Here is a 16,869-nt window from a genome sequence, read left to right as displayed (position 1 = left end):
GCAGTGGTGTTACTGTTGCGACTTCATACACCGGAGCGCGGAGGATTTGGCGCAGATAGTCTGCGCCAGTTTGATTTACTTTCTTTTCGGGTTGAGATTCCATCATTGCTAGCCCTCTAGCTTCGACTTGTCTCGTACTGCACCCTTGTCAGCACTGGTGGCCATGCTCGCGTACGCTTTAAGTGCAAAGGAAACTTCTCTTTGACGATCAACAGGTTTCCAGCCAAGTTTATCTTGTTTTGCACGGCGATCTGCAAGTTCTTGTTCAGACACTTCGAGTGAAATTGAACGGTTCGGAATATCAATCGCGATCATATCGCCCGGTTTCACCAGTCCAATAGCACCGCCGTTAGCGGCTTCAGGAGAGGCGTGACCGATTGACAGACCTGATGTGCCGCCAGAGAAACGGCCGTCAGTCAGAAGTGCACACTCTTTGCCAAGGCCCATCGATTTTAGATAAGTGGTTGGGTAAAGCATTTCTTGCATGCCCGGACCACCTTTAGGGCCTTCGTAACGGATAACAACCACGTCGCCTGCTTTTACTTTGCCGCCTAAGATGCCTTCTACGGCGTCTTCTTGGCTTTCAAATACCACGGCTGGGCCAGTGAACTTATGAATGCTTTCATCAACACCAGCTGTCTTAACGATACAACCATCTAATGCGATGTTGCCTGATAGAACGGCTAGGCCACCTTCTTGGCTGAAGGCGTTGTCTTTCGCGCGAATACAACCTTCTGCACGGTCGTCATCAAGGCGATCCCAACGACAATCTTGCGAGAATGCTTGGGTGGTACGAATACCAGCCGGACCGGCACGGTAGAACTTAAGTACTTCTTCGTCTTCCGTTTGGATGATGTCGTATTTTGCCAACTGCTCTTTCATTGAAAGACCCAGTACGGTGCGAGCATCATTGTGCAGTAGACCAGCACGATCCAATTCACCAAGAATCGCCATTACGCCACCAGCGCGGTGTACGTCTTCCATATGATATTTCTGAGTAGATGGTGCCACTTTACATAGGTGCGGTACTTGGCGAGACAGGCGATCGATATCTTCCATATCGAAATCCACTTCGCCTTCTTGTGCCGCTGCCAGTAGGTGCAAAATGGTGTTGGTCGAGCCACCCATTGCAATATCCAGTGCCATCGCGTTTTCGAACGCATCAAACGTAGCAATGTTGCGAGGTAGTGCTGATTCGTCATCTTGCTCGTAGTAACGGCGAGTCAGTTCAACAATGCGTCTGCCCGCATTAAGGAACAGCTGTTCACGGTCAGCGTGCGTTGCCAGCATAGAACCGTTACCTGGTTGAGAAAGGCCCAGTGCTTCCGTTAGACAGTTCATTGAGTTTGCCGTGAACATGCCTGAACACGATCCACAGGTTGGACATGCGCTACGTTCGATCTGCTCACTTTGCTCATCAGATACTTTTGGATCCGCGCCTTGGATCATTGCATCAACAAGGTCTAGTTTGATGATCTGATCAGAAAGCTTGGTTTTACCCGCTTCCATTGGACCACCAGAAACAAAGATAACAGGGATGTTAAGACGCATCGATGCCATCAACATTCCCGGAGTGATTTTGTCACAGTTAGAGATACATACCATGGCATCAGCACAATGCGCATTCACCATGTACTCTACTGAGTCTGCAATCAGCTCACGCGATGGCAGTGAATACAGCATGCCGCCGTGACCCATTGCGATACCATCATCAACCGCGATGGTGTTGAATTCTTTTGCGATGCCGCCGGCTTTTTCGATTTCACGCGCTACAAGCTGACCCATGTCTTTAAGATGTACGTGACCCGGAACAAATTGAGTAAACGAGTTCACCACGGCGATGATTGGTTTACCGAAGTCTTCTTCTTTCACACCCGTTGCACGCCATAGTGCTCGTGCACCCGCCATGTTACGACCATGTGTTGTGGTTGCTGATCTATATTTTGGCATTTCTTAAATCCTTCTTACTTCTGTTCTGGGTACACATAGTCTAACCAGCCCCACTTATCTTCCGTGGTGCCGTCAAATAGGCCAAAGTAGGCTGCTTGTAGTTCTTTAGTGATTGGGCCGCGTTTACCTGTGCCCACTTCAATTTTGTCGATGGTTGCCACTGGCACAATTTCAGCCGCAGTACCTGTCATGAAGACTTCATCGGCAAGGTAAAGGGCTTCACGAGCAATGTTGGCTTCACGTACTTCGTAGCCTTTATCGCGTGCAATCGTCATGATCGAATCACGCGTGATGCCCGGAAGAATCGCGCTGGTTGCTGGTGGTGTGGTGATCACGCCATCTTTGATAACGAAGATGTTTTCGCCAGCCCCTTCTGATAGGTAACCATCAACGCTCAGTGCGATACCTTCGTCGTATCCGTGACGACGGGCTTCACCACCAACCAGTAGTGAAGATAGGTAGTTACCGCCGGCCTTAGCTGCTGTCGGGATGGTGTTTGGTGCCGCGCGGTTCCAGCTTGAAATCATCGCATCCACGCCTTTTTCTAGCGCTTCTTCGCCTAAGTAAGAGCCCCAAGGGAATGCCGCAATGATTAGATCCATTTCAGTGCCAACTGGTGGACACACGCCCAAACCGACATTACCCACAAAACCCAATGGGCGAATGTAGGCGCTATCGAGTTTGTTTTGGCGCAGTGTTTCGCGGGTCGCTTCCATGATTTCTTCTACAGAAAAAGGGATCGGGAAACGGTAAATCTTGGCGGAATCTTTTAAACGTTGTGCATGCTCACGGTGACGGAAGACAATTGGGCCTTTTGGTGTGTTATAACAGCGCACGCCTTCAAACACGGATGTACCATAATGCATTGCGTGAGTTAGAACGTGAACGTTCGCCTCTGCCCATGGAACCATCTCACCATTAAACCAAATGAAATCTGCAGTTTTCGTTGCCATTTGTTGCCTTCCTTATGCACTTACGTGTTGTTGTAAGTTGTGATTTGGCAGTTCATCGTTGCGGATTTTTAGCACCTCAACCTTACGAACGTCCCACAACTTCTCTATTTGATTGATCAAAAACGAGATTGGTCGATCGCTGTCGACGATGATCTCGACGCTGGCTACTTTACTTTCATGGTTTTGCGTAGCAGCGACTTGTTTGATCACGAAGCCTCGGTGACGAATCACACGTAGAACGCGCTCCAACAGTACCGGTTTGTCATCGGCTTTGATGTCGAGTAAATATCTGTCCATGCGATTGTCTCCTATGTATTTTCCAACATATCACTGTTTGATGCGCCAGGTGGCACCAATGGCCACACGTTTTCTTCTTCATCAATCAAAACGTGAAGCATGTAAGAAGTTTCACTCGCTAGCATCTCTTTCAGCGCTGGCTCCACTTCTTCTTTCTTGGTGATGGTCTTGCCCGGGATATCGAACGCTTTTGCTAGCATCACGAAATCTGGGTTGTCATCAAGAATGGTTTCACTGTGGCGACCGTCGAAAAACAGCGATTGCCATTGGCGAACCATGCCAAGACGTTGGTTATTAAGAAGGACAATCTTCACTGGAATCTGACGACGCTTCAGCGTGCCCAATTCCTGCACGTTCATCATAAATGAACCGTCACCTGTAATAAGGATAGACTGATCATCAGGACGTGCGACTGCTGCACCCATCGCTGCTGGCAAGCCAAAGCCCATGGTGCCAAGGCCAGCAGAAGTGATGAAATTTTGTGGTTCGCGTGGCTGGATATGTTGCGCTGCCCACATCTGGTGCTGACCTACATCAGTCGAGACAATTGAGCTGTCTGGCATCATGTCTGACAGTTGTTTAAGCAATAGCGGTGCGTAGATTAACTCGCCCGGGTGGTCGTAACGCCACTTAAAGCCGCTGCGCAGACTTTCACTGTGATGTACCCACGGTGAGATATCTTGAGTCAGCTCTAGCTGAGGAAGAATGGTGTTGATGTCGCCACGCAATGGTGCGTTGGCGTGGCGCAGTTTATGAATCTCCGCAGCATCAATGTCGATGTGAATCACTTTCGCATTTGGTGCAAACGTGTCGAGCTTACCCGTCACACGGTCATCAAAGCGCGCGCCAACCACGATCAATAGATCGGCTTCTTGAACCACTAGGTTAGCGGCTTTGGTGCCGTGCATGCCCAACATACCAAGATAGTGAGGGTCATGGCGTTCAATGGTACCGAGGCCTTTTAGTGTGCTAACTGCTGGCATTGGGTTTAAGCGAAGGAACTCGCGTACTGCATCGGTTGCTTTCGCGAGTTGCACGCCACCACCAACATACAACACTGGGCGAGTTGATGCTGCCAGTACATCTTGTGCACGTTTGATATCTTCAGCGCTGACATCTTCGATTGCAGGCGCTACGTATGGAGGCAGTAGATCTGTTGGGGTTTGAGCCAGTTGAACGTCTTTGGCGATATCGACAATGACTGGACCCGGACGACCCGTTTTGGCCACTTCAAACGCTTCGGCTAGCGTTGGCGCTAGGTCTTCAATTTCGGTCACGAGATAGCTGTGCTTAGTACAGGCTAGGGACATTCCGATCACATCCATTTCTTGGAATGCATCGGTACCGATATGAGAGCTAGCAACCTGGCCTGTGATGGCAACTAGAGGTACGGAGTCAAGGAAAGCGTCGGCAAGGCCGGTAACAAGGTTAGTGGCCCCTGGGCCGGAAGTTGCCATGCATACAGCAACGTCTTGAGTGGAACGAGCCATACCAATGGCGGCCATGGCGGCCCCTTGCTCATGACGGCATAGGATGTGTTCCACCCCTCCGTCATACAAAGCATCGTAGATTGGCATGATGGCCCCGCCAGGGTAGCCAAAAACGGTTTCGATGCCTTGCTGTCTTAAAGCGGCTACGACAAGTTGTGCACCAGTCATCGTAAACCTCCTTTGCTACGTTGTGGCTCGTAGCGATTGCCATATTTATTGCACTTCATGTGCACTCCCATTCTTCCCGTTAAACTGTCCGAGGGTTAGACAGATGACAACTTGTAGTTGTAAAAAAACCCCCGGACTTTTCAGTGCGGGGGTTTTTTGTAATTTGTGGTTACCTTTCGCCCACAATACCCCGCGCGGTGCCAATAATGACCACGATAATCAGGGCTAGCAGTGCGTTGATATGAGCGAAAAGGTTCATCTGTCTGTCGTTCTTTTTTCGTTAAAAAATGTTGTGTAATGTTCTACGAAATTGTTTGCGTCATTAGTGGTATCACACAATTCCGCTGCATGACAAGCAAAAAGTCATTCTTTTTTCACATTAACTCTCAATTGGGACGCGGTATATAACATAACCAACTAGATAAAACATTTGTTTACAGAGTGTTCAATAAATTGAGGAACGTATGGGGCTGGCAATCATTCATAGTCGAGCAAGCGTCGGGGTGCAAGCGCCATCGGTTAGTGTAGAAGTTCATATTAGCAATGGTATGCCCGGGTTTACCTTGGTAGGGCTACCAGAGACGACGGTAAAAGAGTCCAAAGATCGCGTTCGTAGCGCGATCATTAATTCTAATTTTCAGTTTCCAGCTAAGCGGATCACCGTGAACTTGGCTCCGGCAGATCTACCCAAGGAGGGAGGGCGTTTTGATCTTCCTATTGCATTGGGAATTTTGGCCGCTTCGGAGCAAATCGCGACAGATAAGCTTAAAAACTACGAATTTGTGGGTGAGTTAGCGCTATCTGGTGGTCTGAGACCGGTAAAAGGTGTGCTGCCTGCTGCGCTGGAAGCCAGTAAGATTCTGCGTCATTTAGTGGTCCCACATGTGAATGGCGATCAAGCGGCGCTGGTGGGGAAAGAACAACATAAATCGGCTCAATCTCTACTGGAAGTATGTGCCGAGCTTTGTGGCCAACATCGGCTGAATCTTTTTCAAACGCCTAAGCGCAAAATAGTCGAAAAACATGGTCGAGACTTACAAGATATTATTGGCCAACAACAAGGCAAGCGCGCACTGGAGATTGCTGCCGCTGGAAACCACAACTTACTTTTCCTTGGCCCGCCAGGTACCGGGAAAACCATGTTGGCTTCGCGTTTGTGTGACTTATTACCGGAAATGAGTGACGAAGAAGCAATGGAAACCGCTTCGGTGGCATCGCTGACACAAAGTGAAATTAATGAGCATAATTGGAAGTCGCGTCCGTTTCGTTCGCCGCATCATTCAAGTTCAATGGCGGCATTAGTTGGCGGTGGCTCGGTACCCAGACCCGGGAGATCTCTTTAGCCCACAACGGCTTGTTGTTTCTCGACGAAATGCCCGAATTTGACCGAAAGGTGCTGGACTCGTTACGCGAACCGCTCGAATCTGGTGAGATCATTATCTCTCGGGCGCAAGGTAAAACACGTTTTCCGGCTCGCTTCCAATTAGTTGGTGCACTGAACCCAAGTCCGACAGGATATTACGAAGGCAATCAAGCCCGCACCAATCCACAAGCCATTTTGCGTTACCTTGGTCGATTATCCGGACCACTGTTAGATCGCTTTGATATGTCTTTAGAAATCCCAGCTTTGCCCAAAGGGACATTAGCAGAAGGTGGTGATCGCGGTGAGCCGACCGCTATCGTTAAAGAACGTGTGAATCATGCGCGTACCAATATGTTGAACCGCAGCGGTAAGGTAAATGCACTGTTAGGCAGTCGAGAAATCGAGGCGTTTTGCCCCTTACACAAAAGTGATGCGGAGTTTCTTGAAACCGCTTTACATCGTTTGGGGCTTTCGATTCGCGCGTATCATCGCATTATCAAAGTAGCACGAACGATCGCCGATCTTGATGGGGTGGAGCAGATTGAACGAGCGCACTTAGCCGAGGCGCTTGGGTATCGAGCGATGGATCGCTTACTGAAACAACTCACGGCGCAAGCGGTATAGAGACGTGTAAATATCACCGCAACAAGTGTTGTAAGTGCCTTGTTGCGATGAAGGACGTTAGAAGGTGTAGTTGAGACCAAGAGACAACAGGTACTCTTTCTCATCATAGAACGTGATATTTGAGTCCGTTTGGCTGTAGCCAGCTAAAGAGATGAACGACCAGTTTTGCCAGTCAAATACGTTTTGATATTCATAGGCTGCAAATAGGCTGACGGTGTCGTCATTTCGTGTTTTAGCAAAAGTTTGGCTAGCGGCTTGATAGTCTTTCCATGCATAACCTGCGGTGAGGGCCAACCGATGGCGGTTGATAAATTTAAACCAACTGATGTCAAACCCGTACGAATCAAATGATTCCGCCTTACCGTCGGCATCTTGATTAATGTAGGTAAACGCCGGTTGCAACATGGATGTTTGATTAAGTGAAATCCGATAGTCACCTTTAACGTAGTAAAGGCTCGCATCGCGAGCGAGTGAACGGTCCGTTACTTCTTCTTGCTCAATGTCTTTATCAGCATAAGCGAGATCAAGGTTGAAGTTTTTATCAATCAATCCCTTGATTTGAAAGCGATAGGCATTGCCGTCCACATCCGTTTCTTGACGGGCGATTCCGACTTGATATGGGTTACGCCAAGTTTCGCTTTTGAGCACGGTCGGTAGATAGGAAATATCGAGCACGGTGCCGGATGGCAACTCGTGTTGATAGCCCAACTGAAAAGCGAGTGTACCAACCGCGACATCGGAACGTGTGGTACCCGCGTACACTTGGTGATTGAGTCGGTTACCAAAAGTGTAAGTAATGCTTCCTAGCGGCGCAGCGATAACGGAACTGTCACTATCGGCGCGCTTATCGAGAGAATCGATGGTGTTAGTATTTTCCGTATTGAAGTTGGATTCTGATGATACAAATCCGGCATTCAGCGAAATTTCACCGCCAAAACCTGCGGTTTCAGCGAGTTGAGCCTGAGCAGAACTGACGACAAAGGCCAAAGGCAAGAGAATTAGCCTTGGTTTCATTCGTTATCTCCTTATTGTCGAATGAGTGGTGCAAATATTGGTTGAGGTAACAAATCTGACCATTCCCACGCATATTCCAATGTGGCAAAGGCGCAGTATAATTACACGCTGTTTTATTCTTCACACATTATCACTGTTGTTTGACTATCATGTTGGCATATTTGTTATTTTTTTTAACGCTTCTTTTGTGATTCTCAATTCTGCGCTGTGTTCACTCGCAATTTGTATTATCGCTGTGTTTAAAGTAGTGCTTCCAAGCGTGGAGCTAAAAGCGAAAGCGACCGCTTGTGCCAACAAGGTGATGTGGTTATGGGCTACCGTTAATGCGGGCATTCTGGCGGTTTCTAACCGTGTTGACTGGGATGTTCAGGGCGGTGAGGCGCTGAAAAAAGACGGGTGGTATCTGTTGATCAGTAATCATCTCAGTTGGACCGATATTGTGGTGCTTTGCTGCGTGTTTAAAGACCGCATTCCTATGCCGAAGTTTTTCCTCAAACAACAACTGTTGTATGTGCCTTTCATTGGGATGGCGTGTTGGGCGCTCGACATGCCATTTATGCGTCGTTATTCGCGAGAGTATCTGATCCGCAACCCGCACAAACGAGGTCAAGATTTAGAGACGACACGTCGCTCGTGCGCCAAGTTCAAACATGCACCAACCACAGTGGTTAATTATGTCGAAGGCACTCGATTTACCGAAGAAAAACAGCGTAAGAGCAAGACGAGCTACCAATATTTGCTGCAACCAAAATCGGGCGGGATCGCATACACGTTAGCGGCAATGGGGGAGCAGTTCGAGAACATTATCGATGTGACGCTGGCGTACCCAGAAAATACAAATAAGCCATTCAAGGATTTATTAATGGGCCGAATGGGCAAAGTTGTTGTGCGTGTGAATGTGTTGCCCGTCGATGAACGAGTGCTTGGTGATTACTTTAACGATAAGCCCTATAAGCGACAATTTCAGCAATGGTTGGGTGATGTGTGGCAAGAAAAAGATCGGTTGCTACAAGAGATTTACAAATAAACAAAAGGGGAGCGATGAGCTCCCTTTTGATTGATATCGATGCGCTTATTTTAGTGTCAGCAAGTAGTTCACCAGAGAGAAGTACTCATCCATTGTCTTGATGCTTTGTGCTTGAACTAGGTATTTGTTGTTAACGATAACCGCAGGAACGCCGGTTAGACCGCTGTTTTCAAATTGCTTGTCCATACGGCGAACCATGGAATCAACCGCAAAGCCTTTGAATGCAGAGTCGAATTTCTTCGCGTCTACACCTTCATCAAGGAAGATTTGGCGAAGCTCTTCATCGTTACGTGGCGCCTTCTTTAGATTGTGGATGCGGTTAAACATCACTGGCACCATTTTGTCTTCCACTTTTAGTGCAACCATGGTCGCGTAGGCTTTGCTCATTGATGGGCCCATGTTGCCACCCATGAAAGAAACGTGGTTTTTTAGTAGTTTAGTGCCTTCTGGCAACTGCTTTTTCAGTTGCTGGATAACAGGTTCAAAGCTATTACAGTGCGGGCAGTAGAAAGAGAAAAACTCCGTCACAAGAGGTTTTTTTGATGCCTCAAGATCCAATACTTTGTAATGTTCACCTTCTTTGAATTGCGCTGCATGTGCCGACAGGCTTAGCATCAGCATAGAAAACAGTGCGAACAGTTTTTTCATCGAAATATCTCCATTTTTGAATTTGTGGCCTGACTTACCATTGAGGCATTAAAGACAGCGGTGCTTCTTCTAAAGCGGCGATCTGCTCTTTAAATGCAAGGACCTGACCTTCCCAGTATTTTGGCTCATTAAACCATGGAAAAGCGAGAGGAAACGCAGGGTCATGCCAACGTTTTGCTAGCCATGCCATATAGTGCACCATTCGTAGACCGCGAAGTGGCTCAATTAGTTTCAATTCTGCGGGGTTAAAGTCGCAAAACTCTTGATAAGCTTCTAAAACAATATCCAGCTGCATAAGTTTGTCTTGGCGTTCACCGTTCAGTAGCATCCATAAGTCCTGCACAGCAGGGCCGTTACGAGCGTCATCCAAATCAACAAACATAGGGCCATCTCGCCACAAAATATTGCCTGGGTGGCAATCGCCATGCAAACGAATGATATTGAAACTTTCTTGCCAGTGGCTTTCAATCGATTTGATCAGCATATCCAAGTCATTGAAGAAGCTGTTCTCCAAGTGCATTGGAATCATGTTGGCGTTTTGCAGAATCTCTCTTGGTTGATACAGGTATTCTTGCAAGCCAATCGTTGGGCGATGTTGGAAGGCTTGGCGGCTGCCGACTTTATGGATTCGGCCAAGGAAACGCCCTACACCTTCGAGCTGATCTAAGTTGTCAACCTCGTACTGGCGACCACCTACGCTCTCAAACAGCGCAAATGCATAGCCTTGATAGTGATGAAGGGTTTCACCGTTGATGCGCACAGGTGGTGCGATGGGGATTTCGTTGCCAATCAGTTCTAAAGTGAAGTCGTGCTCCTCTTGGATCTGTTCGTTGCTCCAACGTTCAGGGCGGTAGAACTTGACGACATAACGACGACGCTCTTCGTCAGTGAATTGATAAACACGGTTTTCGTAGCTATTGAGGGGAAGAAAGCCTGATTCTGCGCGAACGCCGATGCTTTCTAACGCGTACCACATAAAATCTGGGGTAAGGGCGTCAAAGTTAAACATACTTTGGGACATATAAACAAAAAGGCTCATTGCTGAGCCTTTTTCCATTAGTCACTGAAGTAGACGCTATAGTTTTTTTATAAAGCGGCTTTCCACTTCAATGGTGAATTCGTTGCTCTTATCGGTGAGTATAAACTGAATTGTCGTAATCGCAGAGTTTAGCTTGTCAGGATCGGCGCCAAGGCTCATTGGTAAGTTCAATACTTCACCTGGCTGTACCTGAATTGTCTGCTTACCGTACCAGCTTACATCGGATAGCCCTTCAACATCCAACGAGTACTCTTGCACTTGCTGGGTTTTGTTGATCACTTTGAGGGTGTAGGTGTTTTCTACTTCGCCCGAGCTATTAACGCGGAACAGTTGGTTACGGTCGCGAATAACACTCATGCCTGCTGGGTCTACCGCTGCGATTTGGGCAAAGAACAGACCAATCATGACCAGTAGCACAGCTCCATAGCCCAGCAGCTTCGGACGCATGACTTTGGTACTCTTACCCGATAAGCGATGCTCTGTGGTGTAGCTGATTAGGCCTTTTTCGTAACCCATGCGATCCATGGTGTTGTCACACGCATCAATACAGGCACCACAGTTAATACATTCATATTGTAAGCCGTCACGAATATCGATACCTGTTGGGCACACCTGTACACACAAATCACAATCAATACAATCACCCAAACCAAGTTGCTTTGGATCGGCTTTGCGCGGACGTGGACCACGTTTTTCACCACGTTTGGCATCATAGCCAACGATGAAGGTGTCTTTATCAAACATGGCAGACTGGAAGCGCGCATAAGGACACATGTGGATACACATGATGGAACGCATCCAACCAGCATTACCATAAGTACAAATGGCAAAGAACATGATCCAAAAGACGGGCCAGAAGTTGGCGTTAAAGGTGAAAAAGTCGATAACCAATTGCTTCATTGGTACGAAGTAGCCAACAAAAGTAAAACCAGTGGCGAGCGCAATGGCAAACCAAGCGATATGTTTGACGGTTTTGCGCATCGCTAAATTTGCCGTCAGCTTATTGGAGTCCTGCTTACGACGCTTATTGGCGCTGCCTTCTAGCTTCTCTTCAAACCAGATATACATGAAGGTCCAGACGGTTTGTGGGCAGAGATAGCCACACCAAACTCGACCTAAGAAGGTGGTAATAAAGAACAACCCAAACGCCGCGATCACAAATAGCAAGGCGAGTAGGGTAAGATCTTGCGGATACAACGTGGTACCGAAAAAGTTGAACTGCTGGTTGCCAATATCGAGCAAGATCGCTTGACGTTCACCGTAAGGAATCCACGGTATCAAAGCGAAGAGAAGCAGTAAGAACCAACCACCGTAACGACGCAGTTTCTGGTAAGTCCCTTTGCTTTCGCGTACATAGATGCGATTACTTGGGTTGAACCGATCCCCATTCCCTTTATGAGTCTTAGGGTTGTAGGTTTTAGGAGTCACATCTTTGATATCGATCTTATCCTGACTCATGCACTCATCCTTCTTAGGCTTTTATAATGTACGGCGTCATTTCTATTGATGTCGCTCGATGACATTGCTACTTCGTCCTTATCATAAATCATGACCGGACATAATTATTTTAGTAAATACTGATGAACGGCGATTATACAATCAATAACAATTCCTTTTCTTTAACGCAGTCAACGTTTAACAACAAAAGTCAGTACAGTTAACCTGATAATTGGCTGAACAGTTATAACCAACTGTGGGACTAAAAATTTTAGTTATAAAAAAGCGACTCATTTGAGGGAGTCGCTTAAAGAATACTGGGCTGTTGAACCGGTTATTTGATGATGCCACGAGCGCGCAGAATCGCAGTTTTAAAATCATCTTCTTGGTCTTTCTTAAGACCTGGGATCATTTCGTCTTTGCTGCTGTTACGCATTTTAAGGTGGTAGATCAGCACGTCGTCGGTCAGATCTTCTAGCTTGCCTTCGTAGCCTGCTTCTTTCGCTAGCTTCACGATGAACTGTATTAGGTTCATTTCTTGGTCTTTATGCCATTCAGGCTCTAGTAGCTCAAGCAGCTCTTCAATGCGATGACACTTCATTTCTTTCTCCACAGAATTTATAGGTGTAATTAGCTGTAAAGGTACCAAATTGCTTTACGAAGACCAAATAGGAAAAACTATCTATTTCACTGTGTTTTGTTCTAAGTCGTTGAGGTGGTTTGAGTCGCGTGCAAAGAAAAAAGCGCAGCTGGCGCCGCGCTTTTGATTAAGCTGCTTTGATAACTTTGGCCGGAACACTCGACATCATTGCTGTCTTCTCAACCAATGTCATTGCTGGCGCAACTTGCTTTGCCTTTGGTGCAGTAGTAAAGCCACTGCGGCGGCGCATTGCACTAGTATTAGTGTGTGCGAACCTGACTGTTGTTGGGCGCATTAATTTACCTAACTGTCAGGCATATCCATTGCCGATGTAATGGCCTGAATCATTATGAGCTAGGCTCCAACAAGATTGAAGAATCACTCTTCTGGCTCTCGCCAATCCAGTTAATGAATCAGGAATACCGATATGCATGCATATCACGTATAAGATTAGCATCCTTGTAATAATTGGTCGATAGTTGAGCAATTGAATTGTTTAGATTTTGTCATTTTGTCGCGATGATCGAGGCAATTTTTGTTTGATCCCTCGATCAGCAGTAGTAGTATGAGATCTCGACGAAGGAGGTGCCTATGTCATTTTTGAAGAAGACACTTGCCAGTTTTGGGATTGGGAGCGCTAAGGTCGACTCAATCCTAAATCAAGACGTGCTATATCCTGGTCAAAGTGTGGATGTGTCTATCCACGTTTATGGTGGTGCCACTGAACAAGCGATCGACAACATCGATTTAAAACTGTGTTGTCGCTATATCGCGGAAGCTCCTGATGACCGTGGTGCGCGAGAAGGACACAGCATGCGCCGAGTACCTCAGACTCATGTGCTTGCTAAGTGGAGCCTCCCTTATGCGTTTACCATCCATTCCGGCGAAGAGCGTACCTTCGATGTTCAGCTCGATGTGCCTTGGAATACGCCTGTCACCATTGGTGACACCAAAGTGTGGCTCGAAACCGGCTTGGACGTTGCTGCTGCTTTAGACCCGACCGATAAAGACATCCTCACCGTTCGACCTGATCCACTAATGGATGCGGTGTTATCCGCATTTGAAGCGCAAGGTTTGCGTATTCGCCAAGTGGAGTGTGAGGAAGTAAAAGGGTTCGACCTACCATTTGTGCAAGAATTTGAGATGGTGCCGACTGACGGGCCATACCATGGTGTGTGGCGTGAGTTAGAATTTGTCGCTCATCGTAGCGAGCAAGAACTCAAATTATGGTTTGAAGTTGACCGCACACGCAAGGGCGAGGGTGGCATGCTCGCAAGCTTACTGGGTAGCGGAAAACTCAAACGAGAGTTGACCATTCCAGCCACGACTAAGCTTGATCAAGTGGGTGAACTTGTACTTAATTATCTCGATCAAACCACGGCCGTTCATGAGTCTTAATTTAAGCTTACACGTGTAAGCCTAATGTGCCATACTAGAGCAAATTTCAAACTCTAGTATAGGCGCATTGATGTCTGAACTGCAGAAACCTCAATACAGTCAACGCGAAGAACTGGCTAATACCATCACTCATGGCATTGGGATGATTTTTGGTATTGTTGGCTTGATACTGCTGCTAATCAAAGCCATAGACCAGCAAGCTGATACGCTGACGCTGGCCAGTATGGCTGTCTATGGTGCGAGTATTATCGTGCTATTTTTGGCTTCGACGCTGTATCACGCAATTCCGCACCCCAATGCCAAACGCTGGCTAAAAACTTTCGATCACTGCGCCATTTATCTGCTCATTGCTGGCAGTTATACGCCTTTTTTGTTGGTGAGTTTACGTACGCCGCTCGCGTTTGGTTTGATGATTGTCATCTGGACCATTGCTCTACTCGGCATCATTATGAAAGTAGCGTTTGTTTACCGATTTAAAAAGCTTTCCTTAATGACGTATTTGGTCATGGGCTGGCTGTCGTTGATTGTGATTTATCAGTTGGCGATCAACTTGGATATTGGCGGACTGACATTACTCGCAGCTGGTGGGATAGTGTATTCACTGGGGGTGATTTTCTACGTTGCGAAGCGTATTCCATTCAATCATGCGATTTGGCATGGCTTCGTTTTGGCGGGTTGTGTGTGCCATTTCTTCGCGATTTATTATTTTGTCGAGCCTATCTAACGGATAGAGATAAACTCGACAAAACATGTGTTATCACATTAACGAGTTTTCACTTCTAACACTTTGGCTGAAAACTGGTATTGCTGAGACTGCGGCACTGCCAGTTTGATGCTTTTACCCTGTTCTGCCCGCTTTGGTCGCAGGTAAGTATCCGCCATTCGCTTGATGGATTGCCAAACCGTCACGTTTTCCTTGGTCAGCTGCTTTCCAGACATATCAAATACCAGAACTTCCACTTCAACTTGAATCACCGATTGTGAGCTTTGATTGGTAATGGACGTTGGCAGTACGAGCTCACCATCTTGATAGCTCGCGGAGCCAATCAGTACGTCGACACCAGAGTCAGACAGCTGCATGGTTGGCTTTTTGGCGTTTACCACCACGGTAGTGCCAACAGTTTTCGTCACAACTGGAATTGTCGCAATTGCGGGAGCTGCGATCGTTTCAACCGCGCCTATTGTCGCTTGTGTCTCTGTTGCTTGCTGCGCAGGTTTTTTCATGACGTATTCCCAAGTAAAGTCATCGTTTAACTTCACTTCTCGACCATCGGCTAAAGTGATGACTTCAGCGGCGTATGTGGATGAGGCGGCAAGTAGGGGCGCCAGAGTGATCCATGTTTTCATTGTTATACCTTTTATTTGTGTCTGCTTAACGGCGCCAAAACGCAGGGAAGAACAGTACAAGAATAGTCAGAATTTCCAAGCGGCCCATCAACATGCCAAAGCTCAGAAGCCACTTGGCGGTATCTGGCAAAGGCGCGAAGTTACCCGTCGGTCCAATCATGCTTCCCATACCCGGGCCGACGTTGGCTACCGCAGTGATGGCACCAGAGATGCTAGTGATGGGGTCTAAACCCAGCGCACTCAAGCAACCCGCGATAAAGATGATGGTGATAAAGAACATCAAGCCAAACGCGACCACCGAGCGAACAATGTCATCATTCACTGGGCGTTGATTGTAGCGCTGTACAAACACACCTGAAGGGTGAATCAATTTCATCATCTGTTTGTTCAGCAGTGTCATTGCGATTTGGAAACGGAAGATTTTGATCCCACCAGACGTTGATCCTGAGCATGCCCCCGCCATCATTAAGAAGGCAAAAAGAGTTGTGGGTAATGCGCCCCACGCGGTGAAGTCCTCTAAGCCAAAGCCGGTTGTGGTGACGACAGAGACGATATTAAACATCGACACTCGTAGCGCATCCAAAATGGTGTATCCGTCTCGAATCACTAACCAGGCTGAAATCACTAAGCTTGAGAACACGAACAGGTACGCGAATCCTCGAACTTGAGCGTCGTTAACTAACACATCAATACGGCGTTTACGTAACGCGGCGATGAAGAGCAAAAATGGCAAGCCACCTAAGAACATAAAGGTAGTGGCCACCCAGTGTGCGCCATTAGAGAAGTGGTTCATCGACCCGTCGGATGTAGAGTATCCGCCCGTTGATAGCGTGGTAAAGGCGTGATTGATCGCTTCAAACAGGTTCATGCCGGTGACCAAGTAGCCCACAATGCATAAGCCAGTAAGCATCAAATAAACCGCTACGATGTTTTTGGCGACCGTTTTTGCTCTCGGGCTACTTTTATCCGACCAATCGGATGATTCGGTTTGGAATAGCTTCATACCACCGACATTGAGCATAGGTAGCACCGCCACCGCCATTACGATAAAACCAATCCCCCCAAGCCACTGCAAAATAGAGCGCCACAGCAAGATGCTCGGCGCCATGTTGTCCAGGCCACTGAGCACCGTTGAGCCCGTCGTGGTGATACCCGACATCGTTTCGAAGTAGGCGTCAGTGAAGCTGATGTGGTTGATAAACACAAACGGCAAGGCGGCAAACGCACTGGCGATGGTCCAAACCAAACTGGTGATGAGGAACATATCGCGTACGCTGAGTTTGAACTTGGCGGTTCGACCGATCGTTAGGCAAATGAAGGCGGCAAGGTGCGTGATCACAACGGCTTGGGCGAAATCGAGGAATCCCCCGTACCGGTAAAGAAAGCGACCAAAGTCGGCACGTACATAAACAGGGCCAGTTTGGATAAAACCAGCCCGATAACAAACAGTACGGGACGTAAGTTGACCATAGGA

13 protein-coding genes and 3 pseudogenes are annotated in these 16,869 nt (G+C 47.5%); 4 read left to right on the top strand and 12 right to left on the bottom strand.

Annotation, left to right across the window (positions count from 1 at the left end; genetic code table 11):
* Positions 1-108: 108 nt before the first annotated feature.
* Genes ilvD through ilvG form a run of 4 tightly spaced genes read right to left on the bottom strand, consistent with a single transcriptional unit; the run spans position 109 to position 4,858 of the window.
* The gene (gene ilvD / locus P4S59_RS00155) at positions 109-1,950 is read right to left on the bottom strand and encodes a dihydroxy-acid dehydratase (protein WP_337167850.1); all 1,842 of its coding nucleotides are present in this window, start codon (positions 1,948-1,950) and stop codon (positions 109-111) included.
* Positions 1,951-1,964: 14 nt separating this feature from the next.
* Positions 1,965-2,903, bottom strand: coding sequence for a branched-chain-amino-acid transaminase (ilvE, locus tag P4S59_RS00150; protein WP_005378953.1), 939 nt, complete (start codon positions 2,901-2,903; stop codon positions 1,965-1,967).
* Positions 2,904-2,915: 12 nt separating this feature from the next.
* A complete protein-coding gene (ilvM, locus tag P4S59_RS00145; protein WP_005378958.1) occupies positions 2,916-3,200 on the bottom strand; it encodes an acetolactate synthase 2 small subunit in 285 nt (94 codons plus the stop codon).
* An 11-nt stretch (positions 3,201-3,211) separates the two neighbouring features.
* Positions 3,212-4,858 (bottom strand): acetolactate synthase 2 catalytic subunit, encoded by a 1,647-nt coding sequence (gene ilvG / locus P4S59_RS00140; protein WP_005394061.1) that lies wholly within the window; start codon positions 4,856-4,858, stop codon positions 3,212-3,214.
* 464 nt (positions 4,859-5,322) lie between these two features.
* Between ilvG and P4S59_RS00135 the strand changes: the two are divergent.
* Positions 5,323-6,845: pseudogene (locus P4S59_RS00135) on the top strand (YifB family Mg chelatase-like AAA ATPase).
* Positions 6,846-6,902: 57 nt separating this feature from the next.
* On the opposite strand, the gene P4S59_RS00130 reads toward P4S59_RS00135, so the two are convergent.
* Complete coding sequence (locus P4S59_RS00130; protein ID WP_337167849.1) at positions 6,903-7,859, bottom strand: DUF2860 domain-containing protein; 957 nt, start codon at positions 7,857-7,859, stop codon at positions 6,903-6,905.
* A gap of 149 nt (positions 7,860-8,008) precedes the next feature.
* Here P4S59_RS00130 and P4S59_RS00125 point away from each other — a divergent pair.
* Positions 8,009-8,886, top strand: a pseudogene (locus P4S59_RS00125) (acyltransferase).
* Positions 8,887-8,931: 45 nt separating this feature from the next.
* Here the strand turns inward: P4S59_RS00125 and P4S59_RS00120 are convergent.
* From P4S59_RS00120 to P4S59_RS00100, 5 genes are all read right to left on the bottom strand, one after another.
* Positions 8,932-9,534 carry a thiol:disulfide interchange protein DsbA/DsbL gene (locus P4S59_RS00120; RefSeq protein ID WP_005379036.1) on the bottom strand — a complete coding sequence of 201 codons (603 nt, stop codon included), beginning with the start codon at positions 9,532-9,534 and terminating at the stop codon, positions 8,932-8,934.
* 34 nt (positions 9,535-9,568) lie between these two features.
* On the bottom strand, positions 9,569-10,555 hold the full coding sequence (locus tag P4S59_RS00115) for a serine/threonine protein kinase (RefSeq protein ID WP_167427052.1): 987 nt from the start codon (positions 10,553-10,555) through the stop codon (positions 9,569-9,571).
* Positions 10,556-10,609: 54 nt separating this feature from the next.
* Positions 10,610-12,031, bottom strand: coding sequence for a cytochrome c oxidase accessory protein CcoG (gene ccoG / locus P4S59_RS00110; RefSeq protein ID WP_085344705.1), 1,422 nt, complete (start codon positions 12,029-12,031; stop codon positions 10,610-10,612).
* Positions 12,032-12,344: 313 nt separating this feature from the next.
* On the bottom strand, positions 12,345-12,611 hold the full coding sequence (locus P4S59_RS00105; RefSeq protein WP_005394048.1) for a YihD family protein: 267 nt from the start codon (positions 12,609-12,611) through the stop codon (positions 12,345-12,347).
* A gap of 166 nt (positions 12,612-12,777) precedes the next feature.
* Entirely contained in the window at positions 12,778-12,945 is a 168-nt protein-coding gene (locus P4S59_RS00100) for a hypothetical protein (protein ID WP_005379043.1), read from the bottom strand.
* A gap of 296 nt (positions 12,946-13,241) precedes the next feature.
* Here P4S59_RS00100 and P4S59_RS00095 point away from each other — a divergent pair, with 296 nt between their 5' ends.
* Together P4S59_RS00095 and trhA are read left to right on the top strand one after the other, a co-directional pair.
* Positions 13,242-14,048 carry a sporulation protein gene (locus P4S59_RS00095; RefSeq protein WP_337167848.1) on the top strand — a complete coding sequence of 269 codons (807 nt, stop codon included), beginning with the start codon at positions 13,242-13,244 and terminating at the stop codon, positions 14,046-14,048.
* A gap of 70 nt (positions 14,049-14,118) precedes the next feature.
* Entirely contained in the window at positions 14,119-14,772 is a 654-nt protein-coding gene (gene trhA / locus P4S59_RS00090; protein WP_005394044.1) for a PAQR family membrane homeostasis protein TrhA, read from the top strand.
* A 38-nt stretch (positions 14,773-14,810) separates the two neighbouring features.
* Here trhA and P4S59_RS00085 read toward each other — a convergent pair whose 3' ends face one another.
* On the bottom strand, positions 14,811-15,395 hold the full coding sequence (locus tag P4S59_RS00085) for a DUF3157 family protein (protein ID WP_337167847.1): 585 nt from the start codon (positions 15,393-15,395) through the stop codon (positions 14,811-14,813).
* 25 nt (positions 15,396-15,420) lie between these two features.
* Positions 15,421-16,865 (bottom strand): annotated as a pseudogene (locus P4S59_RS00080) (TrkH family potassium uptake protein).
* Positions 16,866-16,869 lie beyond the last annotated feature (4 nt).

The organism is Vibrio sp. M60_M70, from assembly GCF_037162085.1.
GTDB classification, from domain to species: domain Bacteria; phylum Pseudomonadota; class Gammaproteobacteria; order Enterobacterales; family Vibrionaceae; genus Vibrio; species Vibrio diabolicus.
Note: the sequence above shows the minus strand (reverse complement) of the source record. Positions and strands in the feature narration are given on the sequence as shown.